Annotated in this window: 18 protein-coding genes and 1 pseudogene; 6 read left to right on the forward strand and 13 right to left on the reverse strand. The window is 70.2% G+C overall.

Translation table 11 applies throughout. From position 1 onward, the window contains the following. Positions 1-293 precede the first annotated feature (293 nt). Together pqqB and pqqC are read left to right on the forward strand one after the other, a co-directional pair. Complete coding sequence (pqqB, locus tag MRB58_RS21990) at positions 294-1196, forward strand: pyrroloquinoline quinone biosynthesis protein PqqB (RefSeq protein ID WP_244779231.1); 903 nt, start codon at positions 294-296, stop codon at positions 1194-1196. Continuing rightward, a pseudogene (gene pqqC / locus MRB58_RS21995) lies at positions 1193-1927 on the forward strand (pyrroloquinoline-quinone synthase PqqC); the annotation flags it as partial. The gene pqqB and the pseudogene pqqC, both read left to right, overlap by 4 nt. 112 nt (positions 1928-2039) lie before the next feature. Here the strand turns inward: pqqC and MRB58_RS22000 are convergent. The 11 genes from MRB58_RS22000 to MRB58_RS22050 form a co-directional block, all read right to left on the reverse strand. Beyond that, positions 2040-3653 (reverse strand): GMC family oxidoreductase, encoded by a 1614-nt coding sequence (locus MRB58_RS22000; RefSeq protein ID WP_244779234.1) that lies wholly within the window; start codon positions 3651-3653, stop codon positions 2040-2042. A 126-nt stretch (positions 3654-3779) separates the two neighbouring features. Beyond that, positions 3780-4748 (reverse strand): D-2-hydroxyacid dehydrogenase, encoded by a 969-nt coding sequence (locus MRB58_RS22005; protein WP_244779236.1) that lies wholly within the window; start codon positions 4746-4748, stop codon positions 3780-3782. A gap of 192 nt (positions 4749-4940) precedes the next feature. Further along, on the reverse strand, positions 4941-5213 hold the full coding sequence (locus MRB58_RS22010; protein ID WP_244779238.1) for a hypothetical protein: 273 nt from the start codon (positions 5211-5213) through the stop codon (positions 4941-4943). A 104-nt stretch (positions 5214-5317) separates the two neighbouring features. Continuing rightward, the gene (locus MRB58_RS22015) at positions 5318-6262 is read right to left on the reverse strand and encodes an ABC transporter ATP-binding protein (RefSeq protein WP_244782079.1); all 945 of its coding nucleotides are present in this window, start codon (positions 6260-6262) and stop codon (positions 5318-5320) included. 5 nt (positions 6263-6267) lie between these two features. Beyond that, the gene (locus tag MRB58_RS22020; protein WP_244779239.1) at positions 6268-8184 is read right to left on the reverse strand and encodes a dipeptide/oligopeptide/nickel ABC transporter permease/ATP-binding protein; all 1917 of its coding nucleotides are present in this window, start codon (positions 8182-8184) and stop codon (positions 6268-6270) included. Continuing rightward, on the reverse strand, positions 8181-9128 hold the full coding sequence (locus tag MRB58_RS22025; RefSeq protein ID WP_244779240.1) for an ABC transporter permease: 948 nt from the start codon (positions 9126-9128) through the stop codon (positions 8181-8183). Before MRB58_RS22025 ends, MRB58_RS22020 begins: the two co-directional genes overlap by 4 nt. Positions 9129-9218: 90 nt before the next feature. Next, positions 9219-10787, reverse strand: coding sequence for an ABC transporter substrate-binding protein (locus MRB58_RS22030; RefSeq protein ID WP_244779241.1), 1569 nt, complete (start codon positions 10785-10787; stop codon positions 9219-9221). A 139-nt stretch (positions 10788-10926) separates the two neighbouring features. Beyond that, a complete protein-coding gene (locus MRB58_RS22035) occupies positions 10927-12282 on the reverse strand; it encodes a hypothetical protein (RefSeq protein ID WP_244779242.1) in 1356 nt (451 codons plus the stop codon). Between the two features lie 191 nt (positions 12283-12473). After that, the gene (locus MRB58_RS22040; protein WP_244779243.1) at positions 12474-13565 is read right to left on the reverse strand and encodes an FAD-dependent monooxygenase; all 1092 of its coding nucleotides are present in this window, start codon (positions 13563-13565) and stop codon (positions 12474-12476) included. A 72-nt stretch (positions 13566-13637) separates the two neighbouring features. Continuing rightward, positions 13638-13898, reverse strand: coding sequence for a zinc-finger domain-containing protein (locus MRB58_RS22045; RefSeq protein ID WP_244779244.1), 261 nt, complete (start codon positions 13896-13898; stop codon positions 13638-13640). 19 nt (positions 13899-13917) lie between these two features. Further along, entirely contained in the window at positions 13918-15579 is a 1662-nt protein-coding gene (locus MRB58_RS22050; protein ID WP_244779246.1) for an electron transfer flavoprotein-ubiquinone oxidoreductase, read from the reverse strand. 78 nt (positions 15580-15657) lie between these two features. Here MRB58_RS22050 and MRB58_RS22055 point away from each other — a divergent pair, with 78 nt between their 5' ends. Continuing rightward, a complete protein-coding gene (locus MRB58_RS22055; RefSeq protein WP_244779248.1) occupies positions 15658-16467 on the forward strand; it encodes a uracil-DNA glycosylase family protein in 810 nt (269 codons plus the stop codon). A 7-nt stretch (positions 16468-16474) separates the two neighbouring features. On the opposite strand, the gene MRB58_RS22060 is transcribed toward MRB58_RS22055, so the two are convergent. Then, entirely contained in the window at positions 16475-17194 is a 720-nt protein-coding gene (locus tag MRB58_RS22060; RefSeq protein WP_244779250.1) for a metallophosphoesterase family protein, read from the reverse strand. A gap of 84 nt (positions 17195-17278) precedes the next feature. Between MRB58_RS22060 and MRB58_RS22065 the strand changes: the two genes are divergently transcribed. Then, positions 17279-18082 carry a sulfite exporter TauE/SafE family protein gene (locus tag MRB58_RS22065; protein ID WP_244779251.1) on the forward strand — a complete coding sequence of 268 codons (804 nt, stop codon included), beginning with the start codon at positions 17279-17281 and terminating at the stop codon, positions 18080-18082. Positions 18083-18164: 82 nt separating this feature from the next. Here the strand turns inward: MRB58_RS22065 and MRB58_RS22070 are convergent, their stop codons facing one another. Beyond that, entirely contained in the window at positions 18165-21263 is a 3099-nt protein-coding gene (locus MRB58_RS22070; RefSeq protein WP_244779252.1) for a mechanosensitive ion channel domain-containing protein, read from the reverse strand. Between the two features lie 239 nt (positions 21264-21502). On the opposite strand from MRB58_RS22070, the gene MRB58_RS22075 reads away from it, so the two are divergent. Together MRB58_RS22075 and MRB58_RS22080 are read left to right on the forward strand one after the other, a co-directional pair. Next, positions 21503-22612 (forward strand): extracellular solute-binding protein, encoded by a 1110-nt coding sequence (locus tag MRB58_RS22075; protein WP_244779253.1) that lies wholly within the window; start codon positions 21503-21505, stop codon positions 22610-22612. Beyond that, on the forward strand, positions 22612-24204 hold the full coding sequence (locus MRB58_RS22080; protein ID WP_244779254.1) for a transporter substrate-binding domain-containing protein: 1593 nt from the start codon (positions 22612-22614) through the stop codon (positions 24202-24204). The genes MRB58_RS22075 and MRB58_RS22080 overlap by 1 nt, the downstream gene beginning before the upstream one ends. Positions 24205-24270 lie beyond the last annotated feature (66 nt).

Here is a 24270-nt window from a genome sequence, read left to right on the forward strand (position 1 = left end):
AGCGCCCCCAACCGCGTAGCGCCGCGCCGGCCGCGACCACTGCCTGTTTGCAAGCGCCGCCATGCCGGACGGCGTCCGCGCGCCGGTGCGACCATTGTCTCATGGTATTCGGCTTGCCGAGGCGTGGTGGCGTTCTCTATTCCTTGGCGAGCCGTATCGAGGAGGCCGCACCATGGCTCGCACCGCGCCGTCACTGCCCGCGAACCCGCGCGGAACGGCAGGCGTGCGCGTCGCTCCTGCGTGCCGCCGCGCGTGACCTCCCGCCGCGTGACGCGCCGCAACGGGGCCGGGTGATGCGTGCGCTCGTCGTTGGCGCCGCGGCCGGCGGGGGGTTGCCGCAGTGGAACTGCGCCGCCCCCAACAGCGCCGGCTTCTGGCTCGGTGCGCCGCCTCACCCGGCGGCCACGCAATCCTCCCTCGCGGTCAGCGCCGACGGCGAGCGCTGGCTCCTGATCAACGCCTCGCCGGACCTTCGCAGCCAGATCATCGCCCTGCCGCAGCTTCAGCCGCGGGTCGGCACTGCGCTGCGCAACAGCCCGATCGCCGCCGTCCTCCTGACCAACGGCGATCTCGACCATATCGCCGGATTGCTGACCTTGCGCGAGGGCCAGCCCTTCACCCTCTACGCCACCGACGCCATCCTCGGCGTCCTCGCCGCCAACCCGGTGTTCGACGCGCTCGCCGCCACGGTCGTCCCCCGCACTCCGATCCACCTCGACACCACGTTCGAGGCGCTGCCCGGCCTCTCGGTCACCGTCTACCCGGTGCCCGGAAAGGTGCCGCTGTTCATGGAATCGGGCGAAGTAGCGACCGACCTCGTCGGCGAGCAGACGGTCGGCGTCGCCATCTCCGACGGGCGCGCGACACTGCATTATATTCCCGGTTGCGCGGCCGTGGACGCCGGCCTGCGCGCCCGCGTCGACGGCGCCGACGCGCTCCTGTTCGACGGGACGCTCTACGTCGACGACGAGATGGTCCGCGCCGGCGTCGGCACCAAGACCGGCCGGCGGATGGGGCACATGTCGGTCTCGGGGCCGGAGGGGTCGGTCGCCGCCTGGGCGCCGGCCCGTATCGGACGCCGCGTCTTCGTCCACCTCAACAACACCAACCCGTTGTGGCGCGACGGACCGGAGCGGGCCGAGACCGAGGCCGCGGGCTGGCAGATCGGTCACGACGGCATGGAGCTCACCCTATGAACATCCTCGCCCCCGACGAGATGGCCGCCGCGCTCCGCCGCATCGGCGCCGAGCGCTACCACAACCTGCACCCCTTCCACCGCCGCCTCCACTCCGGCCAATGCACCATCGACGAGGTGCGCGCCTGGGCGCTCAATCGATACTGCTACCAGCGCATCATCCCGGTGAAGGACGCCTCGATCCTGGCCCGGATGGACGATGTCGAGCTGCGCCGCATCTGGCGCCAGCGCATCGTCGACCATGACGGCGAGATCGGCGACGCGCCGGAAGGGGGCCTGCGCCGCTGGCTCGCCCTGACGGACGGTCTCGGCCTCGACCGCGCCTACGTGGAGGGCATGCAGGGCGCACTCCCCGCCGTGCGCTTCGCCTGCGACGCCTACGTGTCGTTCGTCTCCAAGGGTACGCTGCTGGAGGCGATCGCCTCGTCCCTGACGGAGCTGTTTTCGCCGCAGATCATCTCCGAGCGTGTCTCCGGGATGCTGCGCCACTACGATTTCGTCGACGAGAGCGTCCTGCGCTACTTCGGCCACCGCCTCGACCAGGCCCCCCGAGACGCCGAGTTTGCCCTCGGCTACGTGACCGAACACGCCCGCACGCCGGAGACCCAACGCGCCGCCCTCCAGGCGCTGGAATTCAAGTGCGGCATGCTCTGGTGCCAGCTCGACGCGATCGAGCACGTCTACGTCGCCGGCAACCCGTTTCCGGGCGCATGGCGGCCGGGGCTCGGAATGGCGCAGAGCTGAACCGCAGCGCCGCGAGAGGCGCTCCGAGCCCACCGAGGAACAAAGGGCAGGCAACGCCGTGCCGGGGTGCGCGGACCGCAACGACGGTGCCGGGCGGCCGTCAAAGGCGGTCTTCCAGGACCAGCGCGGCGCCGCGCTCGGCGATCATCGCCGTCGGCGTGTTGGTGTTGCCCGAGGTGATGGTGGGCATGATGGAGGCGTCGATCACCCTCAGGCCCGCGACGCCACGCACCTTCAGGCGCGCGTCCAGGACAGCCATCTGATCGTCGTCGTCGCCCATCTTCGCCGTGCCGACGGGGTGGAAGATCGTCGTGCCGATGTCGCCCGCCGCGCGGGCGAGCGATTGCTCGTCGTCCCCCACCGCCGGGCCGGGGAGGTATTCCTCGGGGTGGATGTCCTTCAGCGAAGGTTGCGCCATCAGCCGCCGCGTCACGCGGATCGCGTCGGCCGCGACGCGCCGGTCCTCGTCGGTGCTGAGGTAGGCGGGGGAGATCATCGGCGGCGCCGACACGTCGTCCGAAGCAAGGCGCACCGTGCCGCGCGCGGTCGGGCGCAGATTGCAGGCGCTCACCGTGATCGCCGGGAAGGTGTGCAGCGGGTCGCCGAACTTGTCGAGCGAGAGCGGCTGCACGTGGAACTGGATGTTGGGCCGCGCCTGCTGCGGGTCGGACCGCGTAAAGATGCCGAGCTGCGAGGGCGCCATCGTCAGCGGTCCGCGCCGGCGCACCGCGTAGTCGAGCCCCATCAGCGCACGGCCGACGAGTGAGTTGTAGCCCTCGTTCAGCGTCTTGATGCCCTTCACCGTATAGATCGCGCGCTGCTGCAGGTGATCCTGCAGGTTGCGACCGACTCCGGGGCTGTAGTGCTTGCACTCGATGCCCGCCTCGGCCAGCCACGCCGGGTCGCCGATGCCCGAGAGCTGCAGGATCTTCGCCGAGCCGATCGACCCCGCCGACAGGATCACCTCGCCCTTCGTCTTCACCGTGATCCGCTCGCCGCCCTTGCGGTAGACGACGCCCGTCGCGCGCCCGTCCTCCAGCACGAGGCCCTCGACCTCGACATGCATCTCCAGCCGCAGGTTGGGGCGCTTCAATGCCGGCTTGAGGAAACCCCGAGCGGCCGACCAGCGCCGGCCGACCTTCTGGTTGACGTGGAAGTAGCCCGCGCCCTCGTTGTCGCCGGTGTTGAAGTCCGGCGTCGCGGGGATGCCCATCTCGATCGCGGCGTCGCGGATCCGGTCCAGCACCGCCCAGGAGAGGCGCGGCGCCTCCACGCGGAAGCCGCCGCCGATGCCGTGATGCTCGCTGTCGCCCAGGAAGCTGTCCTCGATGGAGCGGAAGGCCGGCAGCACGTCGCTCCACCCCCAGCCGGGGAGGCCGAGATGGCGCCACCCGTCGTAGTCGGCGCTCTGGCCGCGCATCGCCACCATCGCGTTGATCGCCGAGCATCCGCCGATGACCTTGCCGCGCGGGTAGGCGAGCGAGCGCCCGTTGAGCCCCGGTTCCTCCACCGTGCGGAACATCCAGTCGGAGCGGGGATTGCCGATGGCGAAGAGGTAGCCCACGGGGATGTGGAACCAGATCCAGTTGTCGTTCCCGCCCGCCTCCAGGATGAGGACGCGGCTCTTGCCGTCGGCCGTCAGGCGGTTGGCGAGGATGCAGCCCGCCGTGCCGGCGCCGACGATGATGTAGTCGTACTCGCCCTCGATGCTCACGCGGCGGGGTCCGGCTGACGGCGGTGGATCGATGTGTGCCTCAAGGTGCTCCTCCCAGGGAGCCGTTCGCCGGCTCTCCATGCGTTGACGTCGTCTGTCGACCCGGCCGTCCGGCGAGGGCGGCGGTCAGACGACGAGGTTCGTCGGCGTGCCGCGGTGCCAGGCCTCGACGTTGTCGATCAGCTGATCGGCCAGCGTCTGGATCGCCTCGGTGCTGCCCCATGCCACGTGCGGCGTCAGAATGAAATCGGGCCGGTCGAGGATCTGCATGAAGGGGTGGTCCTCCGGCGGCGGCTCGGTGGTGACGACGTCGAACCCGGCGCCGCCGATCCGGCCCGCCTTCAACGCCTCCACCAGAGCCGCCTCGTCCACCAGCCCGCCGCGCGCGGTGTTGATGACGATCGGCCGGCGGGTCATCCTGGCGAACTCGGCCGCGCCGATCATGTTGCGCGTCGACGGCAGCAGCGGGCAGTGCAGGGTGATGACGTCGGCGCGTTCCAGCACCTCCTCGAACGGGGTGTAGAGCGGACCCATCGTGGTGGTGCCCTTGTAGGCCGCGAACAGCACCGTCATCCCGAACGCTTCGGCGAGGCGGGCGACGGACTTGCCCAGCGCACCGTCGCCCATGATGCCGATGGTGGAGCCCGCGAGATCGTTCATCGGGCCGGCGAAGTAGCAGAACTGGCCGGATTTCTGCCAGTCGCCCGCCGCGACCGAGGGGCGGTAGGCCGGCAGGCTGCGCTTGAGCGACAGGATCAGCGCGAAGGTATGCTCCGGCACCGTGTTGACCGCATAGTCGCGGATGTTGGAGACCACGATCCCGCGCGCCTGGCACATCTCGGTGTCGACCACGTCGTACCCGGTCGCCGCGATCGCGATCAGGCGCACATTGGCCGCCCCCTCCAGCGCCGCGCCCCGCACCGGCACCTTGTTGGTGATGACGACGTCCGCCTCGCGGATACGGGGGGCGATCTCGTCGGCGGCGGTGCTCTGGTGGATCTCGATCTCGTGCGGGAAATCGGGCCGGCGCAGGACGATCTGCGGCGGAAGCGTCTCACGATCGAGAAAGACGATACGAACCGGACGGTTCATCATGGGACAGGGGCCTTCTCGACGGGTCGTGACGCTCAAAGGTCATGCTAGTGGTTTCAGCGCGGACGGGTAGCGCCTTAGAGTTTTTACAGACCCACGAAACGTCCTAGAGTTGCAGCATGGGACACGCGGCATAAAAAATGGCCGCATCCCTGCGACCATTTTCGAGTGTCCCTGCCGATGGGCGGCGGGTGGTCAGTCGACCCGCAGGCCGGCGGCGCCGCGTGCGTCGCGCACCATCTCGAGGCACTTTTCGTAGTCACCGTCGATGCCGGCGGTGGAGGCGCGGGCGAGGTTGGTCGCCAGCTCTTCCGCGCGGCCGTCATTGGTCTGCAGCTCAGCGTTGTTGTCGGCGTCGTTCTGCGTCTGCTGCACGGCCGCCTCGCAGTCCGCCTCGGTCTGCGCGAAGGCGGGCGCCGTGAACAGAAGTGCCGCCGCGACGAGGGTGGCCTTGCCGTATGCGTTCATGTCGATGCTCCTCGGGTTGTCGTTCTGATCATATTATTCAGGAACTGCGACGGAGGCGATACAATCGTTCCACCGCACTCCCGAGGAGACAACGCGCCGGCTGCTCACGCGTTCAGCGGAAAATGGCACGCGCTGCGGTGCGCGGCGACGGCGGTGGGGGCGGTGAGCGGCGGCTCCTCGCGCCGGCAGATCTCTTCGGCGCGCGGGCAGCGGGCGGCGAAGGCGCAGCCCGGCGGCGGGTCGTACGGGTCGGGGAGGGTCCCGTCGCCCTCCTCCGGCGGGGCGAGGGCGCGGCCGGGCGCCGGTGCCGAGGCGAGGAGCAGCGAGGTGTAGTGGTGCTGCGGCCGCGCATACACCTCCCGCGCAGGACCGATTTCGACGAGCTTGCCGAAGTAGAGGATGGCCACTCGGTCGCTCACCGCCTCGATCACGGAAAGGTCGTGGCTGATGAAGACGTAGGTGAGCGACAGCCGCGCCTTCAGGTCGGCCAGCAGTTCCAGCACCTGCGCCTGCATCGAGACGTCGAGCGCGGAGACCGGCTCGTCGAGCACCAGGAGCTGCGGCTCGGCCGCCAGGGCACGGGCGATGCCGATGCGCTGGGCCTGCCCGCCGGACAACTCGTGCGGGTAGCGCTCCAGGAAGGCGGGGTCGAGGTTCACCGTTTCCATCAGCGCGTCGAGACGTGCCCTCTGCGCCTTGCCGTGGATGCCGGCGAGTTTGGCGAGGGTCACCGCCAACGGCTGGCGGATGCGCTTGCGCGGGTTGAGCGCGGCCACCGGGTCCTGGAAGACGTACTGCACCGTGGCGAGCCTGGCGGCGCCCTCGCCGGCGCCGGCCACGGTGATCGTCCCCTCGGTTGGACTGTCGAGGCCGACGATCATCCGCGCGAAGGTGGTCTTGCCGCAGCCCGATTCACCGACAACGCCCAGTGTCTCGCCCCGCGCGACCGACAGCGAGATGCCACGCACGGCGTGCACCACCGGCTTATGCCGGCCCAGCAGCGTGCGCCCGCCGCCGAAGCGGCGCACGACGCCGTCGATCTCGAGCATCGCGGTCACGCCGGGGCGTCCAGCGGGTGGATGCAGCGCGCGGCGCGGCCGGGGGCACGCTCCAGCAGCGGGATCGGCCCGGCGCGGCAATCGTCCTCGGCGCGCAGGCAGCGGGGGGCGAAGGCGCAGCCCGGCGGCGGATCGACCAGCGAGGGCGGACGGCCGGGGATCGCCTTCACCTTGCGGTCCGGGTCGCCCAGGACGGGAACGCAGGCGATGAGGCGTTCGGTGTAGGGGTGGGCCGGGGCCGCGAGGATCTCGGCCGTCGGCCCGGTCTCCACCACCTCGCCGGCATACATCACCGCGACGCGGTCGGTGACGGCGGACACCACGCCGAAATCGTGGGTGATGAAGATCACCGCCACCGTCTCCTGCCGGCGCAGGCGGTTGATGAGCCCCAGGATCTGCGCCTGAACGGTGACGTCGAGCGCGGTCGTCGGCTCGTCCGCCACCAGCACGTCCGCCTCGTTGGCGAGGGCCATGGCGATGCCGACGCGCTGGCGCATGCCGCCGGAGAGCTGGTGCGGGTAGGCGTCGAGCCGGCGGGCCGGGTTGGGGATGCGCACCAGCGCCAGCAGCGCTTCGGCCCGCTCGCGGGCAGCGCGCCGGCCGATCGGGGCATGCGCCTGCAACGCCTCGACGATCTGCTGACCGACGGTGAACTGCGGGTGAAGCGTCGACAGCGGGTCTTGGAAGACGTATGCGACCGCCGCCCCGCGCATGCGCCGCAGCGCCCCGTCGCCGAGGCCGAAGAGGTCTCGGCCGCGGAAGTAGGCCGCGCCGGCCACGATCTCGCCCGGCGGCGAGGGGACCAGCCCCATGACCGACATGCCGGTGACCGATTTACCCGAGCCCGATTCGCCCACCACGCCGAGGCACTCGCCCTCGCCGACGGCAAGGTCCACCCCGCGGACCGCCTGCACCCGGCTGCGGCCGACGCGGAAGCTCGTCCGCAGCCCGGTCACGTCGAGCAGGGCACCGAGGCGGGCGGGCTCGGGCACGTGGTCGCGAGCGACGCGCGTGCGGGCACCGGGGCGGGCCAGCGCGCCGGACTTCAGCCGCGGGTCCAGCACGTCGCGCACCCCGTCGCCGAGGAGATTGATCGCCATGACGACGACGAAGATCATCACGCCGGGGATGATCGCCACGTGCGGCGCATTGAACAGCACCGTGCGCCCGTCGCCCAGCATCGAGCCGAGGTCGGCCTGCGGCGGCTGTGCGCCGAGACCCAGGAACGACAGCCCCGCCGTCTCGAGGATCATCCACCCGACCGTGGTCGACATGGTGATGACGATGACCGGCAGGACGTTGGGGAGCACTTCGGACAGGAGGATCGCGACGTTGCCCTGCCCCGACAGGCGCGCTGCGTCGACGAACTCGCGCCGGGCGAGGCCCAGCGCCAGCCCCCGCACGTTCCGGGCGAAGAAGGGCACGTTGACAATCGCGATCGCATACAGGGCGTTGATGAGCCCCGGTCCCAGCGCCGCGACGATGGCGAGCGCGAGCAGAATGTAGGGGAAGGCCAGCACCATGTCGACGCCGCGCATCAGCACCGCGTCGACCCGCCCGCCCGCATATCCCGCCACGAGGCCGATCAGCGAGCCGAAGAAGGCGGCGATGGCCGTCGCCGTCAGCCCCACGGCGAGGCTGATGCGCGTGCCCCAGACGAGCCGCGAGAGGATGTCGCGCCCCAGCGCGTCGGTGCCGAGGAGATGACCGTCGGTGAGCGGGGGGGCGAGGCGGGCGGCGGGGGCGGTGGCGTTGGGGTCGGCGAGCGGCAGCCACGGCGCGGCGAGTGCGACGGCCAGCACCAGCACGATGACGGCGAGGCCGATGGTCGCCAGCGTGTTGTTGAAGAGGAGCTGCCAGGAGGACGGGCGGCTCGGCTGTGTGGCGGGCGCGATCGCGTCGGTCACGCTCATCCGCGCAGCCTCGGGTCGATTGCCATCTGCAGGACGTCGGCCGCCAGGTTGAACAGGACGTAGGCCGCCGCGACGATCAGCACGCCGCCCTGCACGAGCAGGATGTCGCGCGTGGAAATCGCGGTCACGAGCATCGAGCCGATGCCGGGCCACTGAAACACCGTCTCGACGTAAACCGCGCCGCCCAGCACGAACCCGGCCTGGATGCCGATCACCGGGATGACCGACACCAGTGCCGCCTTGACGGCATGCTTGGCGATGACCTTGCCTTCCGAGACACCCTTGGCGCGTGCGGTGCGGATGAAGTCCTGCCGCAGCACCTCCAGCATGGCGGTGCGGGTGAGACGCGCGATCACCCCGGTCGCGACCACCGCCAGCGTCAAGGCGGGCAGCACCAGGTGGTGGGCGATGTCCATCGGCCCGCCGCCGCCGTAGATCGCCGTCATCCCGCTCGCCGGGAAGAGCCGCCAGCGAACCGCGAAGCCGAGGATCAAGAGCAGCCCCAGGAAGAAGGCCGGCATCGAGATGCCGACGAGCACCAAGAGCGTCAGCACCTTGTCGGTCAGCCCGTATTGCCGCACCGCCGAGACGACGCCCGCTGCGAGCCCTGCGACGGTGGCGACCACCAGCGCCGTGCCGGCCAGCAGCATGGTGGCCGAGAGGCGCTCCAGCACCTCGTCCAGCACCGGGCGGTTGAGGGAATAGGAGCGGCCGAAGTCGCCCTGCGCGATGTTGCCGAGCCAGATGAAATATTGCTCCGGCAACGAGCGGTCGAGGCCGAGCTGGGCGTTGATCCGCTCCACGTTCTCCGGCGTCGCGTAGGAGCCGAGGATCGCGGTCGCCGGGTCACCCGGAATCATCGCCATGATCGTGAAGACGATCACGGTGAGGCCCATGAGGACCGGGATCGCGGTGAGGAGCCGCCACAGGATGGTCGCGCCCATCAGCGGTCCGTCGTTTCGGCGGCGCCGACCGGCGACGTGGCCGGGATCACCGGCGCACGCGTCGAGGTTTGCAGCGGGCTCGGCACCGACCTAGTTCTTCGCCACCTCCTGCAGCATCAGGAAGAACGAAGGCTGCAGCTCGAAGCCTTCGACGCGCGCGCTCGTCACCGCATTCTGCTTCCAGTTGGCGATGAAGGCCCAGGGGGCGTCGTCGTGCACGATCTCCTGCATCTGCTTGTAGAGGTCGGCGCGTTTGGCCTGGTCGGTGGCTGTGCGGGCCTCCTCGAGCAGCGTGTCCACCTGCGGGTTGGAGTAGTAGCCGGAGTTGAAGCCGCCTTTGTCGGGCATCGCGTCGGTGCGCAGGGCCAGGAAGGGGAGCGTGTCGGGGTCGTTGGTCATCCAGGCCATCTCGGCCATGTCGGCCTTGCCCTCCAGGCCCGGATTCACGTTGCCGAGGAAGGTGTTCCACTCGTAGGTCTCGATCTTGGTCGGCATGCCGACGGCTTCGAGGTCCGCCTGGATGGCGGTGCCCATCGCGACCGGGTCCAGCATGCCCGAGCCGCCCTCGGTGACGTAGAAGGTCAGCTCCGCGCCGTCGTATCCCGCCTCTTCGAGAAGCGCCTTGGCCTTGTCCGGGTCGTAGGGGTAGGGCTCCAGGCTCTCGTTGTAAGCCCAGGCGAAGGCGGGCGGCGTCGGCCCGGCGGCGACCTCGGCCGTGCCCTGGAGGATGGAATCGACCAGCGCGCCCTTGTCGATGGCGTAGTTGACCGCCTGGCGCACCTTCTTGTCCGCGAACGGGCCTTCCTTGGTGTTGAGGATCAGGAACCACAGATGCGGCCCGGCCTGCTCGTAGACCTTCACGTTCGGGTCGTTCTCGAACCGGGCGAGCGCGTCCGGCGGGGTCTCCACCATCACGTCGATGCCGCCCGACATCATCTCGGCCAGCCGGGTGTTCCCGTCGGTGATCGGGCGGAAGACGATCGCTTCGAGCTTCGGCTCACCGCCCCACCAGTCGGCGTTCTTCTCGACGACGACGCGCGAATTGGACTGCCACTCCGCGAACTCGAAGGCCCCGGTGCCGACCGGATTGCGCCCGAAGTCCGCCCCGTTTTCCTCCACCGCCGCCGGCGACACGATGAGGCCGGTCGGATAGGCGAGGTTCGACAGGAAGGGGGCGTAAGGCTCCTTCAGCGTGAACTTCACCGTCGACGGGTGGACCGCCTCGACGGTGTCCACCGATGAGAAGAAGAAGGCCAGCGGAAAGGGGCCGGTGTCGTGGAACGGGTGGTTCTCGTCGAGCATGCGCTCGAAGTTGAAGACGACCGCGTCCGCGTCGAACGGCGTGCCGTCGTGGAACTCCACCCCCTCGCGCAGCTCGAAGGTGTAGGTCAGGCCGTCGTCCGAGACCTCGTAGCTCTCCGCCAGCGCCGGCTCGACGTCGAGCGTCCCGTCGGCGAAGCGCACCAGCCCGTCGTACACGTTGACGAGGATGCGGAAGTCGTTGACCGCGGTGACGGCGGCCGGGTCCAGCGACTTCGGCTCGGCCACCTGGCCGACGACGAGGACGCCGGGCGGGGTCTGCGCGGTCGCCGGACCGCCGGGAACGAGGGCGAGCGACAGCGCCAGTGCGCCGGTCAGCGCGGCGAGAATGCGGGTCATTCCGTCGTCCTTTCGGTGCAAACGGCCACGAGCTAACCATTTATCGACCGCAGGAACAACCGGAGCGCCCCGGCGCGCGGCAGGACCGGCGCCGCCTGCACGGTTCCGTCCGTCATCCGCCGGCGATGCGGCAGGGGCGTCAGAGCGAGGCGAGGAAGTCCGCCCGATCGACGTCGAGAAGCAGGAGCTGGGTGCCGTCGTCGAAGGCGATCAACGTGTGGTCGCCGCGGCCGACGATGCGCGCGTCGGCGAGGTCGATGCCGTGTCGCGTGACGTTGATCTCGTCGACGCCGACGAGGAAATCGCGGATCACGTCGCTCCCGTCGCCCGGCGTCGAGACGTAGAGGTCGATGCCCGCGCCCAGCGAGACGACGTCGTTGCCGGCGCCGGAGCGGACGACGTCGTCGCCGGCGCCACCCTCGACGGTGTCGTTGCCGTCGGCGCCGTTGATGGTGTCGTTGCCCGCGCCGCCGACGACGCTGTCGTTGCCGGTGCCGCCGTCCATCAAGTCGCCGCCGCCCCAGCCGAACAGCTTGTCGTTGTCGGTGCCGCCGATGAGCGTGTCGTCGTAGGCGGCGAGGTCGCCGCTCTGGATCGGATCGTCGCCGCTGAGGAGGTCGGCGCCGGCGCCACCCAGTATGCGGTCCGCGCCGCTGCCGCCGAAGACGCTGTCGTTGCCCCCGTCGCCGAAGAGCTGATCGTCGCCGGCGCCGCCTTCCACATAGTCCTTGCCGGTGCCGCCGCGGATCGTGTCGTCGCCGACGTTGCCGTAGAAGCGGTCGTTGCCGGCCTGGCCGCCCATTGCGGTCGGCTCCAGCGCGGCGGCGAAGGTGTCGACCCCCGGGGTTCCGCGCATGACCACGGCCCCGCGCGCCGCGTTCCAGGTGACGACGAGGTCGTCGTCGATCGGCGAGCCGTAGAGATGCTGGAGCGCGGCGACGTCCAGCCGTTCCAGATGGTCGGTGGTGAAGTCGTCCGGGTCGCCGTAGCTCTCGGCCATCACGGTGTAGGCCCGGTCGTCGAGCTGTTCGACGAGGCGGTTGGCGCCGGTGCCGGGGTCGCCCAGGCCGCTGGCGAAGCCGATCGCGCGGAGCACCTCGTCGAACGCGCCGTCGTTCTGGGCGAGGCTGCCGAGGGCGCTGGCGAGGACGACGTATTGCGTGCCGCCGGAGGGTTCCTCGCCCCAGGAGGCGTTGTCCGCGGTGGCGGCGCGCACGAACTCCAGCGTGCCGCCGCGGTTGATCTCCACGAACTGGATGCCCGACACCTTGCTGTACTCGGCCAGCGCCGCACGGACGACGCGCTGGTCGGCCGCCGAGATCGCCGCGACGCGGTTGACGCTCTCCCCGTCGCTCAGTTCGCCCCGCGTCGGCAGATCGCCGCCGGTGGGGAAGCTGTAGCTGACGGCCGTCGCGGTGCCGATGGGGCCGGTGTCGCCATGCCGGGCGCCATCCTCCAGCAGGATGCCGCGGTAGTTGGAATAAAAAGTCGGCATGACATCGTCCCGATCGCAATTTGAGGCGTCCGGCAGCCTCGGGGCATGGTCGTGCGATGCGGTCCTCGGCGCGGAGGGCGAGACAATCTCATCTCGCTGCGGATTACCAGCGCCTCGAGCGAGGTTGGACGAAATTTAACCTTGCGTGAAGACCGCGTCGCGGCGGTGGACGCGGCATCGCCGAAGCGGGTTCAGGCGATGCCGTCCTCCGGCACCGACCAGGCGTAGACCGGGTCGACCCGGCGCAGGATCGCGCGGGGGCCGAGGGTGCGCATGGTGGCGTTCCGCACGCGGTCGAGCGGGAAGGGCAGGTGGTAGACGCTTCCCTGCTGCTCCGACATCGCGGCGATGCGGCGGGTGCGGGGGCGGCGCGCGTCGGCGTAGCGGGCGAGGGCCGCGGGCGTCGGCCCCAGAGCGGCGACGGCGAGCTTGAGGATGGCGGCGTCCTCCAGCGCCATCGCCGCGCCCTGGGCGAGGAAGGGGACCATCGCGTGCGCCGCGTCGCCGATGAAGGCGACCCGGCCGGCGGCGAAGACGTGGCGCGGGCGCACCGCGATCGGCCAGGGCGTCCACTGCGCGACGTCGGCGATGAGGCGGCCGGTCGGCGTGCGGGCGATCCCCGCCGGGCCGCGGCTCTTCTGCGGGGCGACGAGCACGTAGTTGGCGTCCTCGTCGCTCAGCGCGTAGCGCACGAGGTGGTGGCCGCTGCCCATGACGAGCTCGGTCGTGCCGCCGGCGGTGTCGCCGGTGCCGCGCCAGGCGATCCAGCCGGTGTCACGCGGCGCATCGCCGACCAAGGCGCGCCGTGTCGAGGAGTTGACGCCGTCCGCCGCGACGACGAGCGCCGCGTCCATTTCGGCGCCCGCGACGGTGCACCCGGTGTCCGTCTGGTGGACGTGGCGCGCCGCGTGGTCGTGCCGCACGACGACACCCCGGCGCAGCGCCGCGGCGAGGAGGGCGCCATGCAACGCGGCGCGCGAGAGCGTGTAGTAGGGGGCGCCGTAGCGCGCGACGATGGCGGGACCGTAGGGGAGGCGCACCAGCGGCGCGGCCTGCTCGGGCGCACGCACGACGAGTGCCTCGGGCGCCGTGGCGACGCGGGCGACGTCCTCCAGCGCGCCCAGGACGCTCAGCGCCTTGACGGCGTTGGGCGCGATCTGGATCCCCGCCCCGGCGTTGGCCGCATCTTCGCCGCGCCGCTCCAGGACGACGACGGGGCCGGCCTCCGCGAGGGCAATGGAGGCGGCGAGCCCGGCGATCCCGGCACCGATGACGACGAACATGGCGGACGCCCCCTCAATCCGAGGCAATGCGCGGCATCGCGCACCGCGGCGAGGCCGTCACCGTCGTCGCCGTCAGACGGTGGCGCCGCGGGCGACCTTGGCGTCGGTGATGCATTCGGGCGGGTTGGCATCGTGCTCGCCCAGCGCCGGGTCGTAGGCGTAGACGGTGGAGCAATAGGGGCAGATCGCCTCGGTATCGCCGCCCATGTCGAGGAACTCGTGGGGGTGGTCGAACGGGGGCAGGGCGCCCATGCACATGAAGCGCTTGGCGCCGATCGTCACCTTCCGGACACCGATCGTGTTGTGAAACAGCGGGGTCGCGTGATCTGCCATCGTCCGTTCCTTACAGCCCTTACATGCCCACGTAGTTCGGGCCGCCGCCACCCTCGGGCGGGACCCAGGTGATGTTCTGGTTGGGGTCCTTGATGTCGCATGTCTTACAATGCACGCAGTTCTGCGCGTTGATGACGAAGCGCGGCTCCGGCCCCTCCAGATCCCACTCGTAGACGCCCGCAGGGCAGTAGCGTGCGGACGGCCCGGCGTACACCTCCAGCTCGGAATTCTTTTGCAGTTCCATGTCCTGGACCTTGAGGTGGACCGGCTGGTCCTCCTCGTGGTTGGTGTTGGACAGGTACACCGAGGACGGCCGGTCGAAGACGAGCGTGCCGTCGACCTTGGCGTAGACCTTCTTCTTGCACGCGGCGGCGGGCTTGAGCTGCGCGAAGTCCGGCCCCTTGTGGCTGAGCGTGCCGAGCGGAGACGTGCCGAGGAGCTGGTTGACCCACATCTCCGCCCCCGCCACCGCGACGCCGAGCGCCGTGCCGAGGCGCGACCACAGCGGCTTGACGTTGCGCACCTTGAAGAGCTCGCGGCCCACGGCGGAGCCGCGCCAGGCGTCGTCGTAGCTCTGCAGCGTGTCGCCGGAGCGGCCCTCGGCGAGGGCCTGGGTGATGTGCTCGGCAGCCATCTTGCCGGTCAGCATCGCGTTGTGGTTGCCCTTGATGCGCGGCACGTTGACGAAGCCGGCCGCGCAGCCGACGAGGCAGCCGCCGGGGAAGGCGAGCTTGGGGACCGACTGGTAGCCACCCTCGGAGATGGCGCGGCCGCCGTAGGCCTCGCGCGTCGCCCCCTCGAAATAGGGTGCCATGTCGGGGTGGGTCTTGAACGTCTGGAACTCGCGGAAGAGGTCCATGTTCGGGTTCTTGTAGTTGAGGTGAACCACGAAACCGACGGCCATCAGATTGTCGCCGTAGTGGTACATGAAGGAGCCGCCGCCGGTCTGATTGTCCAGCGGCCAGCCCATGGTGTGGACCACCATGCCGGGCTCGAACACCGCGTCCGGTACCCGCCAGATCTCCTTCATGCCGAGGCCGTATTTCTGCGGCTCGCGCCCCTCGTCGAGCCTGAACTCCTCGATGAGCCGCTTCGACAGCGAGCCGCGCACGCCCTCGGCGAACACGACGTACTTGCCGCACAGCTCCATGCCGGGGGTGTGGCTGTCCTTCTCGGACCCGTCGCGGGCGACGCCCATGTCGCCGGTGACGATGCCCATGATCTCGCCGTTCTCGCCGCGCACGACGTCGGCGGCGGCGAATCCGGGGTAGATCTCGACGCCCATCTCTTCGGCCTTGGCGCCCATCCAGCGGCACAGGTCGCCGAGCGAGCCGACGTAGTTGCCGTGGTTGTGCATGAAGGAGGGCATCGCGAAGCCGGGCAGCGTGAGGCTGCCGGCGGGGCCGAGATAGCGGAAGACGTCCTTCGTCACCGCGGTCTTCAGCGGGCAGTCCGGATCGTCGCGCCAGCCGGGGAGCAGCGCGTCGAGGCCGGAGGGGTCGATCACGGCGCCGGAGAGGATGTGGGCGCCGACCTCGGAGCCCTTCTCCACGATGACGACGGTCAGCTCTTCCTCGCGTTCGGCGGCGAGCTGCATTAATCGGATCGCGGTGGACAAGCCCGCCGGGCCTCCGCCAACGATCACCACGTCGTAGTCCATGCGCTCGCGCTCGATGGCCATGGGCTCCCCTTCTGTCGGCGCGGCTTTGCCGGCCGCGTCATCATGATTTAGCTTTGTCTACGTCGAAGGTAGGCCGCGATGGAAGAGCCTCAACATTTTCGCGATCCGCTCGCCGCATTTCTCGGCGCGTGCGGAGTCACGGCCGTCCTCGCCGAAACGCCACAGAACCGATTCGCCGAGGTCGAGACTACCGTCGATTCGGAGCCGGAGGACCTGCTCCTCGCCCAATCGGACGACCTCGACGACGACCTCCTTCCGCCGCCGGCGGACGAGGACGACGCGGTGCAGGCGGCACGGGAGGTCGCCCGCACGGCGCCGGACGTCGCCACGCTGCACCGGCTGCTGGCGGGTTTCGACGGTTGCCCGCTGAAGCAGCTCGCCCGCACCACCTGCCTGGGCGAGGGGCCGGTGGGCGCGCCGGTGATGTTCGTCGGCGAGGCGCCGGGACGCGACGAGGACGAGGCGGGGCGCCCCTTCGTCGGCCGCTCGGGCCAGCTCCTCGAAAAGATGTTGAAGGCGATCGGTCTGTCGCGCGAGGCGGTCTACATCTCCAATGTCATCCCCTGGCGCCCGCCCGCCAACCGCACCCCGAGCCCGATCGAGACCGCGACCTGCGAGGTGTTCGTGCGGCGCGAGATCGCGCTGGTGCGGCCCAAGGTGCTGGTGGCGCTGGGCGGGTCGGCCGCCAAGACCCTCTTCGCCACCGACACCGGCATCATGCGCCAGCGCGGCCACTGGGTGACGTTCGATGCCGACGGACACCCGATCGACGCGGTGGCGATGTTCCACCCCGCCTACCTGCTGCGCACCCCCGGCGAGAAGCGGCGCGCCTGGCAGGACCTCCTCGCGGTGCGGCGCAAGCTCGTGGCCCTCGGCGCGATCACCTGAGCACCAGCTAGGCTCCGGCGACGCTGAGGAGGCGGTAGCGCCCGTTCTCCAGCACCAGCGCCGTCAGCGTCCCGCCATAGACCGCGCCGGTGTCGACGTTGGCGCGCCAGGGTCCGATCTGCGGACGCTCGACCGGTGTGTGGCCGTGGACGACGAAGGCCGGCAACCGCCCGAGATGGTTGAGGAACTCCTCGCGGATCCAGAGCAGGTCGTGGCTCGACTGTTCGTCCAGCGGCACCCCCGGCCGGATGCCGGCGTGGGCGAAGAAGACGTCGCCAATGCGGTGCGAATAATCGAGCCCTGCGAGGAGGGCGAGATCGCGCTCGGGCAGGAGCGACTGCACCACCGGCTGCAGCGCCTGCAGGTCGTGCGCCCACTCGTTCGGCTCGATGCCGTAGGAGCGCAGCGTGGCGTCGCCGCCGAAGGAGAGCCACCGGCCCATCGCCGTCCCGTCGACCAGCGCGGCGTTCATCGCCGCCTCGTGATTGCCCATCAGTCGCACGCGGGTGCGGCCCGGAACCTCTTCGCCGACACGCTTCAGCACGCCGGCACAGTCGGGCCCACGGTCGACATAATCGCCGAGGAAGACCTCGACGACGCTCTGCGCCGGGGCGACGGAGAGGTCGGTGTCGATCACGTCGAGCAGGCGCTCCAGCAGATCGATCCGGCCATGGATGTCACCGATGGCATAAACGCGGACGCCGTCCGGGAGCGCGGCGTTTGTCAATCCAGTCCAGTAAATGTCTTTCTGGTCCTTGCGCCGTTGGAGGCTCGGGCGCAAAACGCGAAACGCCCGCCGTTTGAGGTCCATGTGCTCGACTTACTCTTCTTTGCCGTCATCCTCGCCGTCGCCGGTTCGCTGGCTGGTATCATTGCCGGCCTTCTGGGCGTCGGCGGTGGTATCGTCATCGTCCCGGTTCTCTTCTACCTTCTTCCGTTCGCCGGAGTCCCCGACGAACTGCGTATGCACGTCGCGGTCCCGACCTCGCTGGCCACCATCATAGCAACCTCCATCGTTTCGGCCCGTTCCCACTACAAGCGCGGCGGCGTCGACGTCGAACTCCTGCGCAACATCGCGCCCAGCGTCGTCGTGGGCGCGCTGATCGGATCGGTGATCGGCTCGCGCGTCGGCGGCGACGTGCTGACGGCGGTGTTCGGCTGCGTGGCGCTGCTGGTCGCCGGCCACATGGCGTTCCTGAAGGGCAAGCAGTTCGTGTCGGCCCTGCCGGGCCAGCCGTGGATCTCGGCCATCGGCGTCGTCATCGGCGGCTTCTCCACCATGATGGGCATCGGCGGCGGCTCGCTCTCGGTGCCGACCTTCACCCTGTGCGGCATCCCGATCCGCCGTGCGGTGGGGACGGCGGCGGCCATCGGCCTGGTGATCGCGGTGCCGGCGGTGATCGGCTTCGCCATCGGCGGGTGGGGGGTGCCGGGACTGCCGCCGGGGAGCGTCGGCTACGTCAACCTCATCGGCTTCGCGCTGATCGCGCCGCTGTCGATGGCCTTCGCGCCGCTGGGGGCCCGCCTCGCCCACACGATCCCGTCCGAATGGCTCAGCACGCTCTTCGCCATCTTCCTGGCCATCACCGCCATCCGGATGCTGATGAGCCTCTGACCGCCACCGCCACCCCGCGAACGAGAAAGCCGCCCGGGCGACCGGGCGGCTTTTTTCGTTCGTGCCGCGGGGGCGGGATCCGTCAGAACGGATCCTTCGAGCCCTCGCTCCCGGTGGCGGCCTCGATCGCGTCGCCGATCCACTCGTTGCCCTCGCGCTCGCGGGTGGAGACGTTCTCCGGCACCGGGCCGGCGACCTCGGGCGCCGTCGGGGCGGCCTTCGGCGCGATCACGTGCACGTCGCGCTGCGGGTAGGGGATCGTCACGCCGTTGGCGGCGAAGCTCTTCACAACCCTGGTCAGCACCTCGGACTTCACCGTGAAGCCCGAATAGCTGCCATAGAGATCGATGTAGTAGCACATGCGCAGGTTGATCGAGTTGTCGCCGAACTCCTCGACCGTGACCATCGGCGCCGGCGAGCGCAGCACGCCCGGATGCTCATCCAGCGCGGTGTGGATGAGCCCGATCGCCAGATCCGGATCGTCCTCGTAGCCGATCCCCACCATGAGGAGGACGCGCATCACCGAGTTGGTGCGGGTCCAGTTGGTGAAGGTGTCCGAGATCAGCGCCGAGTTCGGAACGATGAGATCGAATTCGTCGAACGTCTTCATGCGCATCGAGCGGATGCCGATCTGCATCACCGTGCCGGAGTTGGCGCCGACGGTGACGATGTCGCCGATCCGCAGCGGCCGTTCCACCAGGAGGAGCAGGCCGGAGATGAAGTTGTTGACGACGTTCTGCAGACCGAAGCCGATACCGACACCCAGCGACGCGGCGAAGACGGTCAGCGTCGTGACGTCGAAGCCGATGGCCGAGAGGGTGAGCAGCACGCCCAGCACCACCACGACATATTGCGCGAACACCGACAGCGACTGGCGGATGCCGATGTCCTTCAGCCGCCCGAAGACGACCGTGTAGGCGACGCGGCGGCTCCACCCGGCGACCCAGAAGACGAACGCGAAGGCGAGCCCGGCGATGAGGATCTTGCCGACCGTGTAGGTGGTGCTGCCGGCGGTGAAGACGGTGGTGCGCCACAGCCCCACCACCTCGCGGATCACCGGTGTCTCGATGGTCCAGCCGAAGACCCGCACGCACACCAGGATCGTGATGACGACGAGGACGGCCTGCGCCAGGCGGTTGAGCGGCTGCAGGAAGTTGGCGCGGGCGAAGTAGGCCTTGGCCGGATCCTTCGCCCGGATCCGGGCGGTGATCCCTTCCAGCACGTCGTTCATGACGCCGATGGTGAGGGCGAGCGCGGCGATGATGAGGATCGCGAGGCCGAGGTTCTCCAGCATCACCACCGCGAGCTGGGTGTACCCCATGAGCCCGGTGATGCCGGTCGCGATCAGCGCCGCCGGTGGCAGGAGCGACAGGAAGGCCGCGATCACCCGCCGGATGCGCCCGTAGGAGCCCCCGCCGCGCGAGGCGGTGAAGAAGAACACGAAGAGCAGCATCGGCAGTCCGGAGAGGACGAACACCGAATAGGCGAGGCGGTTGATGGCGGTCTCGGTCGTGGGCAGGAGGTCGACCTCGCCCAGCACGACGTAGGCGATGACGAACACCGCCGAGAGCACCACCGCGATCTCGGTCGCGCGGGTGATGATGGTCCCGATGCGCCGCTGCTGCCCGTAGGTCTGGCGCGACACGATGACCTGCGTGAAGTCGCGCAGGGAGGCGGCGAGCGCCGGGATCGCGATCAGCTTCAGCACCGCGAGGGTGGTGTCGCTGGAGATCGCGAACATGGTCGCGAACACGTACCAGACGGCGACCGGGTACAGCCAGAACAGGTTGCGGCGGATGACCTCCAGCGGGATTTCGGTCGCCCGCGTCGCCTCCGATCCGATGAAGGCGCGCAGCAGGCGCTGGCGCAGGTAGACCGTCAGCGCGAACAGCACCACGCAGATCACGCCGAAGACGACGAGCCGGCGCTGCGGGGTGACGTCGATCGCGGTGACGACCTCGAGGTAGCGACCCTCGTAGATGTCGCGCAGCTCACCGGGGATGGTCTGCACCTCGGCGGCGATGCGGGCGCGCGCGGCCTTGTCGGTCCGGGCGGTCTCGCGGGTGAGGAGGCCGGCCCGGTCGCGCACGCCGCGCTCGCGGTCGAGGGCGGCGATCTCGTTGCCCAGTTCCTCGCGCAGGTCGTCGATCTCGTCGGTCTGGGAATCGAGCAGGCTGCGCAGGCTGGCGATCCGCTCGCGAAGCGCCTCCGCCTGGCCGACGTCCTGCGTCGGCTCGGTGAGGATGCGGGTCAGGTCCGACAGCCCGTCGCGGTTGAGCTCGATCGTCTCGGCCCGCTGCGCCAGCCGGGCGTCGGCGGCGACGAGCGCGTCGATCGCGTCCTCGAAGAGGCGGGTGGGGACGGCCGGCTCGGTGCGGATCGGCCGCAGCGCCCCGAGGATGTTGCGCGATTCGACGATCGCGATATCGGTCAGGCGCGTGTTGGAGCGCAGCAACGCCTCGTCCGAGCGCAGGCGCAGGAGGTTGCGGCGCTGCACCGCGGATGCGTTGCCGTCGTCGATCTCGGACGCCTCGTTCGAAAGCGTCAGCGCCTGCTGCGACAACTGGTCCACCAGCCGGCGCAGGCGGGTCACCAGCGGGTTTTCCTCCTGGTCGCCGACCCCGTCGAGCGCGTCCAGGGTGATGTACCGCTGGAGGATGTCGAGCTGTTCTTCACGCAGGTTGAGGTAGTCCTGCGACAATTCCTCATACCGCTGGAGCCGTTCCAGGAGCGTGTTCTCCGTGGTGCGGATGCGCTCGCGCCAGTCGATCGCCGCCACCTCGACGAGGCGCTGCAAGGTGTCGCGCTCATTGGAGCGCAGCGCCGCCGTGGAGCTGACGATCACCGAGTTCTGAAGCGCCACGCGCTGGCTCTGCTCGGTGATGCGGTGGGCCAGTGTGAGGAGCCGCGTGCGGGCGATGTCGACCTCGAACTGGGCCTGACGCAGGTGCTCGAAGGTGACGTTCGCCGGCTCGTCGTTGACCTGGTTCAGATCGTGGACGAGGCGGGCGTTCTCTTCCTGCTGGCGCGCGATGGCGGTGTCCATGTTGCGCAGGTCGCGTTCGAGTCCCGCCAGTTGGCGCTTGAGCCCTGCGAGATCGACGGTCTGGGCCGTGGCCGTGCCGATGAAGAGCACGGAAAACACGAGCGCGATGCCCGTTCGAAATGCAGTGGCGATCATATTGAACTCGTGACGCGATCAGAACTGGTGCGGGCCGGGTACCTTGTGGCGACGGCGAAAGTGGGACTAAGACGACAGCGCGCCACATACAACTGCTGCCGGTCGGATTGCTGGTGCCGCGGGCTGCGGACCGGGACCGTCCCCGTCGGATGGATTGGAGTCATCTTCGCGTGCGTGTACTGTTTTTTGCCGCGTTCCTTCTTGCCACTTTGCCAGCCCGTGCGGCGGATTTGACGCTGGTGTGCCTGTCCGTCGGGGAGGCGGTGGAGGCCTGTGCCGACAGTGCCGCCCGTTTCTCCGAGGCGACCGGGCACAATGTCAGGGTCGTCTCGGCCGACAGCACCGGCCGTTACGCGCTGGAGCGCTACCGTGCCCTGTTCGACGTCCAGAGCGGCCGCATCGACGTGCTGCAGTTCCCCGACAGCTGGATCCCGGCGCTGGGTGCGGACCTGTCGACCATGCCGGAGCCGGAGGAGGGGGCGGTGATCCCCGCCGTGCTCGATGCCGGGCGCGACGCGGGGCGCCTCGTCGGCCTGCCGCAGCACCTGGCGATCACGCTCCTTTTCCTGCGTGGCGACGTGGTGGCGGACGACCCGCACGCGTGGTCGGACCTGCGCCAGAGCCTCCTCGCCGCGCCGGCGGACGGGGCGAACGGGCTCGCCGTGGGCGCCGCCGGGCCGACGCTCTTTCCCCTCTTCCTCGACTGGGTCTATTCGTTCGGCGCCGAGAGCCTCGACGATCACGAGCCGCTGGTCGAGGCGCTGACGCTGATGAACGGCGCCATCGGGACGATCGCGCCCGCATCCGTCGTCTCGGCGAGCCCGCAGGAGGCGATCGCGGATTTCACCGGCGGCACCAGCGCGGCCCTGATCGCCCGGTCCACGGCGCTGAAGTCCGTGAACAGCTCGCCGATCGCGCAGAGCGTGGTGACGAGGCTGCGCCCGCAAGCCGCCGACGCGCCGCCCCAGGCGCCGATGATGGTGACGACGTGGTTCACCGGCGTCTCGCGTCATTCGCGCAACCAGGAGGCAGCGACCCAGCTGGCGCAATTCGTCGCGTCGGAGCCGGAGCAGCGCCGGGCGGCCGAGGAGCACGGCCTCGCACCCACCTGGCAGGCGGTCTACACCGACCCGAAGGTGCAGGAGATCAGCCCCGTGGTGCGCCGCATCGCCGAGAATATCGACGTGATGGTTCCCCCGCCGATCAAACGCTACGGCGTGAACTACCTGGATCTGGCCGACGATGTCGCCACGGCGGTCCGCAAGATGCTCAACGGGGAGGCGGACCCGGAGACGACGGCGCGGGTCATCGAGGCCTCGGTCCGCCGTGCCAGCCGACAGGTGGATTGATGCGTAGCTTCCGTGCCGGCCTCGTCGCCCTGACCCTTTCGCCGATCCTCGCGGTGGCGCTGACGCTGCCGGTCCCCTCGTCGCACGCCCAGACCGCCGATCTGTCCGAGGATGCGGCGATCGGCGCCCGCTCCCTCGGGATCGACGGGCCGCCGAGCCAGAGCCACCGCAACCTCGCCCCCGAGGACGAGGGCGAGGGCGAGGGCGAGGAGGATGGCGACGCCGCCGCGGCCCCCGCCACCTCCCAGCCGGCCGAGAGCACGCGGGCGCCCAGCAGCGACACACCGTCGCAAGCGCCGGAGACGCCCGCCACGGACGTGTCCCCGGGCGACGCACCCTCCGGCGTCGCAACCTCCGGCGTCGCAACCTCGGACGCCGCGCCGGCCGGCGCCGGCGAGGTCGCGACGACACCTGCCGCGCCCTCCGCGCCCCCTGCGGGGAGCAGCGGCACGTCGCCGGCCGCCGAAGAGGGGGCCCCGCCGTCGCCGCCCTCCGGAACCGCACCCGGCGGCACCGGCGACGCACCCGCCACCGCGGTCGACGACAAACCCGCTACCGCGGACGACGACGACGCGGCTGCCGCGCGCGATGCGGCAACGGCTGCCGGCGCGCTGGGGCTCACCTCGCCGCCCGAGACCGCGGACGACGACGCCGCCGCCGACAGCGCCGCCATCGCCGCGGGCGCGCTGGGCCTCACCTCGCCGCCCGAGAACCCGGACGACGCGAACGACGCCGCCGCGACAGCGGCCGGGGCGCTCGGCATCACCTCGCCGCCGGAGACCTCGTCCAGCGACGGTACCCTCTCGCCCGACGCTTCGGCCGCCGCCTCCGGCGCGCTCGGCATCACCGTCGCCCCGACGACGGCCGAACCCGCCGCGGCCGCTGTCGCCGCCATCTACCAGGTCGCCATCCTCGACGACGCGCCGCCGTTCTCCTTCACCGGCCGCTTCCGCGTGCGCACCGGCTTCGACGTCGACCTCGTCAACGCGCTCTGCCGCGCCCTGCGCGCCCGCTGCGAGGTGACGCCGATGCCGGCCGAGGACATGGTGCAGGCGCTGATCGACCGGCGCGTCGCCTTCGCGGTCGGCACTTCGGCGATCACCGCGCAGCCCAATGCCCCGGTCGCCTTCAGCAAGCCCTACCTCAGCCTCAGCGTCCGGTTCGTCACGCCCGGCCGCCCGCAACGCGACGTGGAGGACGACGACGCCCAGTACGGCGCCATCAGCGGCACCGCTCAGGCCGCCTACCTGCGCCGCACCTACACGTCGCCCGGCGCCGTGCGGCTCTATTCCAACGCCGACGGCATGTGGATCGACCTCGCCCTCGGCCGGCTCGACGGGGTGCTCGTCCCCGCCATCACCGCCCGGCGTGAGTTCCTGTCGACCCCGATCGGCGAGACGTTCAAGTTCGCCCCCGCCGCTAGCGACGGCGAGACCAACCTCGCCCGCACCGCCGCGATCGGCGTGCGCGCACAGGACCCGGCGCTGGTGGACAAGATCAACGCCGCCCTCGACACGCTGCGTGCCAGCGGCGAATTCGGCGACATCCTCGCCCGCCACCTCGACCGCGACCTCGTCGACACCGTCGACTGAGGCGTTTCGGTCCCGACCTGGCCCCGGCTCGCCGCGCGCGGCCGGGGTTGACATCGCTCCGGAACT

Source organism: Acuticoccus sp. I52.16.1 (genome assembly GCF_022865125.1).
Classification (GTDB): Bacteria; Pseudomonadota; Alphaproteobacteria; order Rhizobiales; family Amorphaceae; genus Acuticoccus.

What these genes read in the sequence shown, in the direction of transcription:
- pqqB (WP_244779231.1), top strand. Translation starts at nt 294, where the DNA reads ATGCGTGCGCTCGTCGTTGGCGCCGCGGCCGGCGGGGGGTTGCCGCAG.
- MRB58_RS22005 (WP_244779236.1), bottom strand. Translation starts at nt 4,748, where the DNA reads ATGATGAACCGTCCGGTTCGTATCGTCTTTCTCGATCGTGAGACGCTT.
- MRB58_RS22010 (WP_244779238.1), bottom strand. Translation starts at nt 5,213, where the DNA reads ATGAACGCATACGGCAAGGCCACCCTCGTCGCGGCGGCACTTCTGTTC.
- MRB58_RS22015 (WP_244782079.1), bottom strand. Translation starts at nt 6,262, where the DNA reads ATGCTCGAGATCGACGGCGTCGTGCGCCGCTTCGGCGGCGGGCGCACG.
- MRB58_RS22020 (WP_244779239.1), bottom strand. Translation starts at nt 8,184, where the DNA reads ATGAGCGTGACCGACGCGATCGCGCCCGCCACACAGCCGAGCCGCCCG.
- MRB58_RS22025 (WP_244779240.1), bottom strand. Translation starts at nt 9,128, where the DNA reads ATGGGCGCGACCATCCTGTGGCGGCTCCTCACCGCGATCCCGGTCCTC.
- MRB58_RS22030 (WP_244779241.1), bottom strand. Translation starts at nt 10,787, where the DNA reads ATGACCCGCATTCTCGCCGCGCTGACCGGCGCACTGGCGCTGTCGCTC.
- MRB58_RS22035 (WP_244779242.1), bottom strand. Translation starts at nt 12,282, where the DNA reads ATGCCGACTTTTTATTCCAACTACCGCGGCATCCTGCTGGAGGATGGC.
- MRB58_RS22040 (WP_244779243.1), bottom strand. Translation starts at nt 13,565, where the DNA reads ATGTTCGTCGTCATCGGTGCCGGGATCGCCGGGCTCGCCGCCTCCATT.
- MRB58_RS22045 (WP_244779244.1), bottom strand. Translation starts at nt 13,898, where the DNA reads ATGGCAGATCACGCGACCCCGCTGTTTCACAACACGATCGGTGTCCGG.
- MRB58_RS22050 (WP_244779246.1), bottom strand. Translation starts at nt 15,579, where the DNA reads ATGGCCATCGAGCGCGAGCGCATGGACTACGACGTGGTGATCGTTGGC.
- MRB58_RS22055 (WP_244779248.1), top strand. Translation starts at nt 15,658, where the DNA reads ATGGAAGAGCCTCAACATTTTCGCGATCCGCTCGCCGCATTTCTCGGC.
- MRB58_RS22070 (WP_244779252.1), bottom strand. Translation starts at nt 21,263, where the DNA reads ATGATCGCCACTGCATTTCGAACGGGCATCGCGCTCGTGTTTTCCGTG.
- MRB58_RS22080 (WP_244779254.1), top strand. Translation starts at nt 22,612, where the DNA reads ATGCGTAGCTTCCGTGCCGGCCTCGTCGCCCTGACCCTTTCGCCGATC.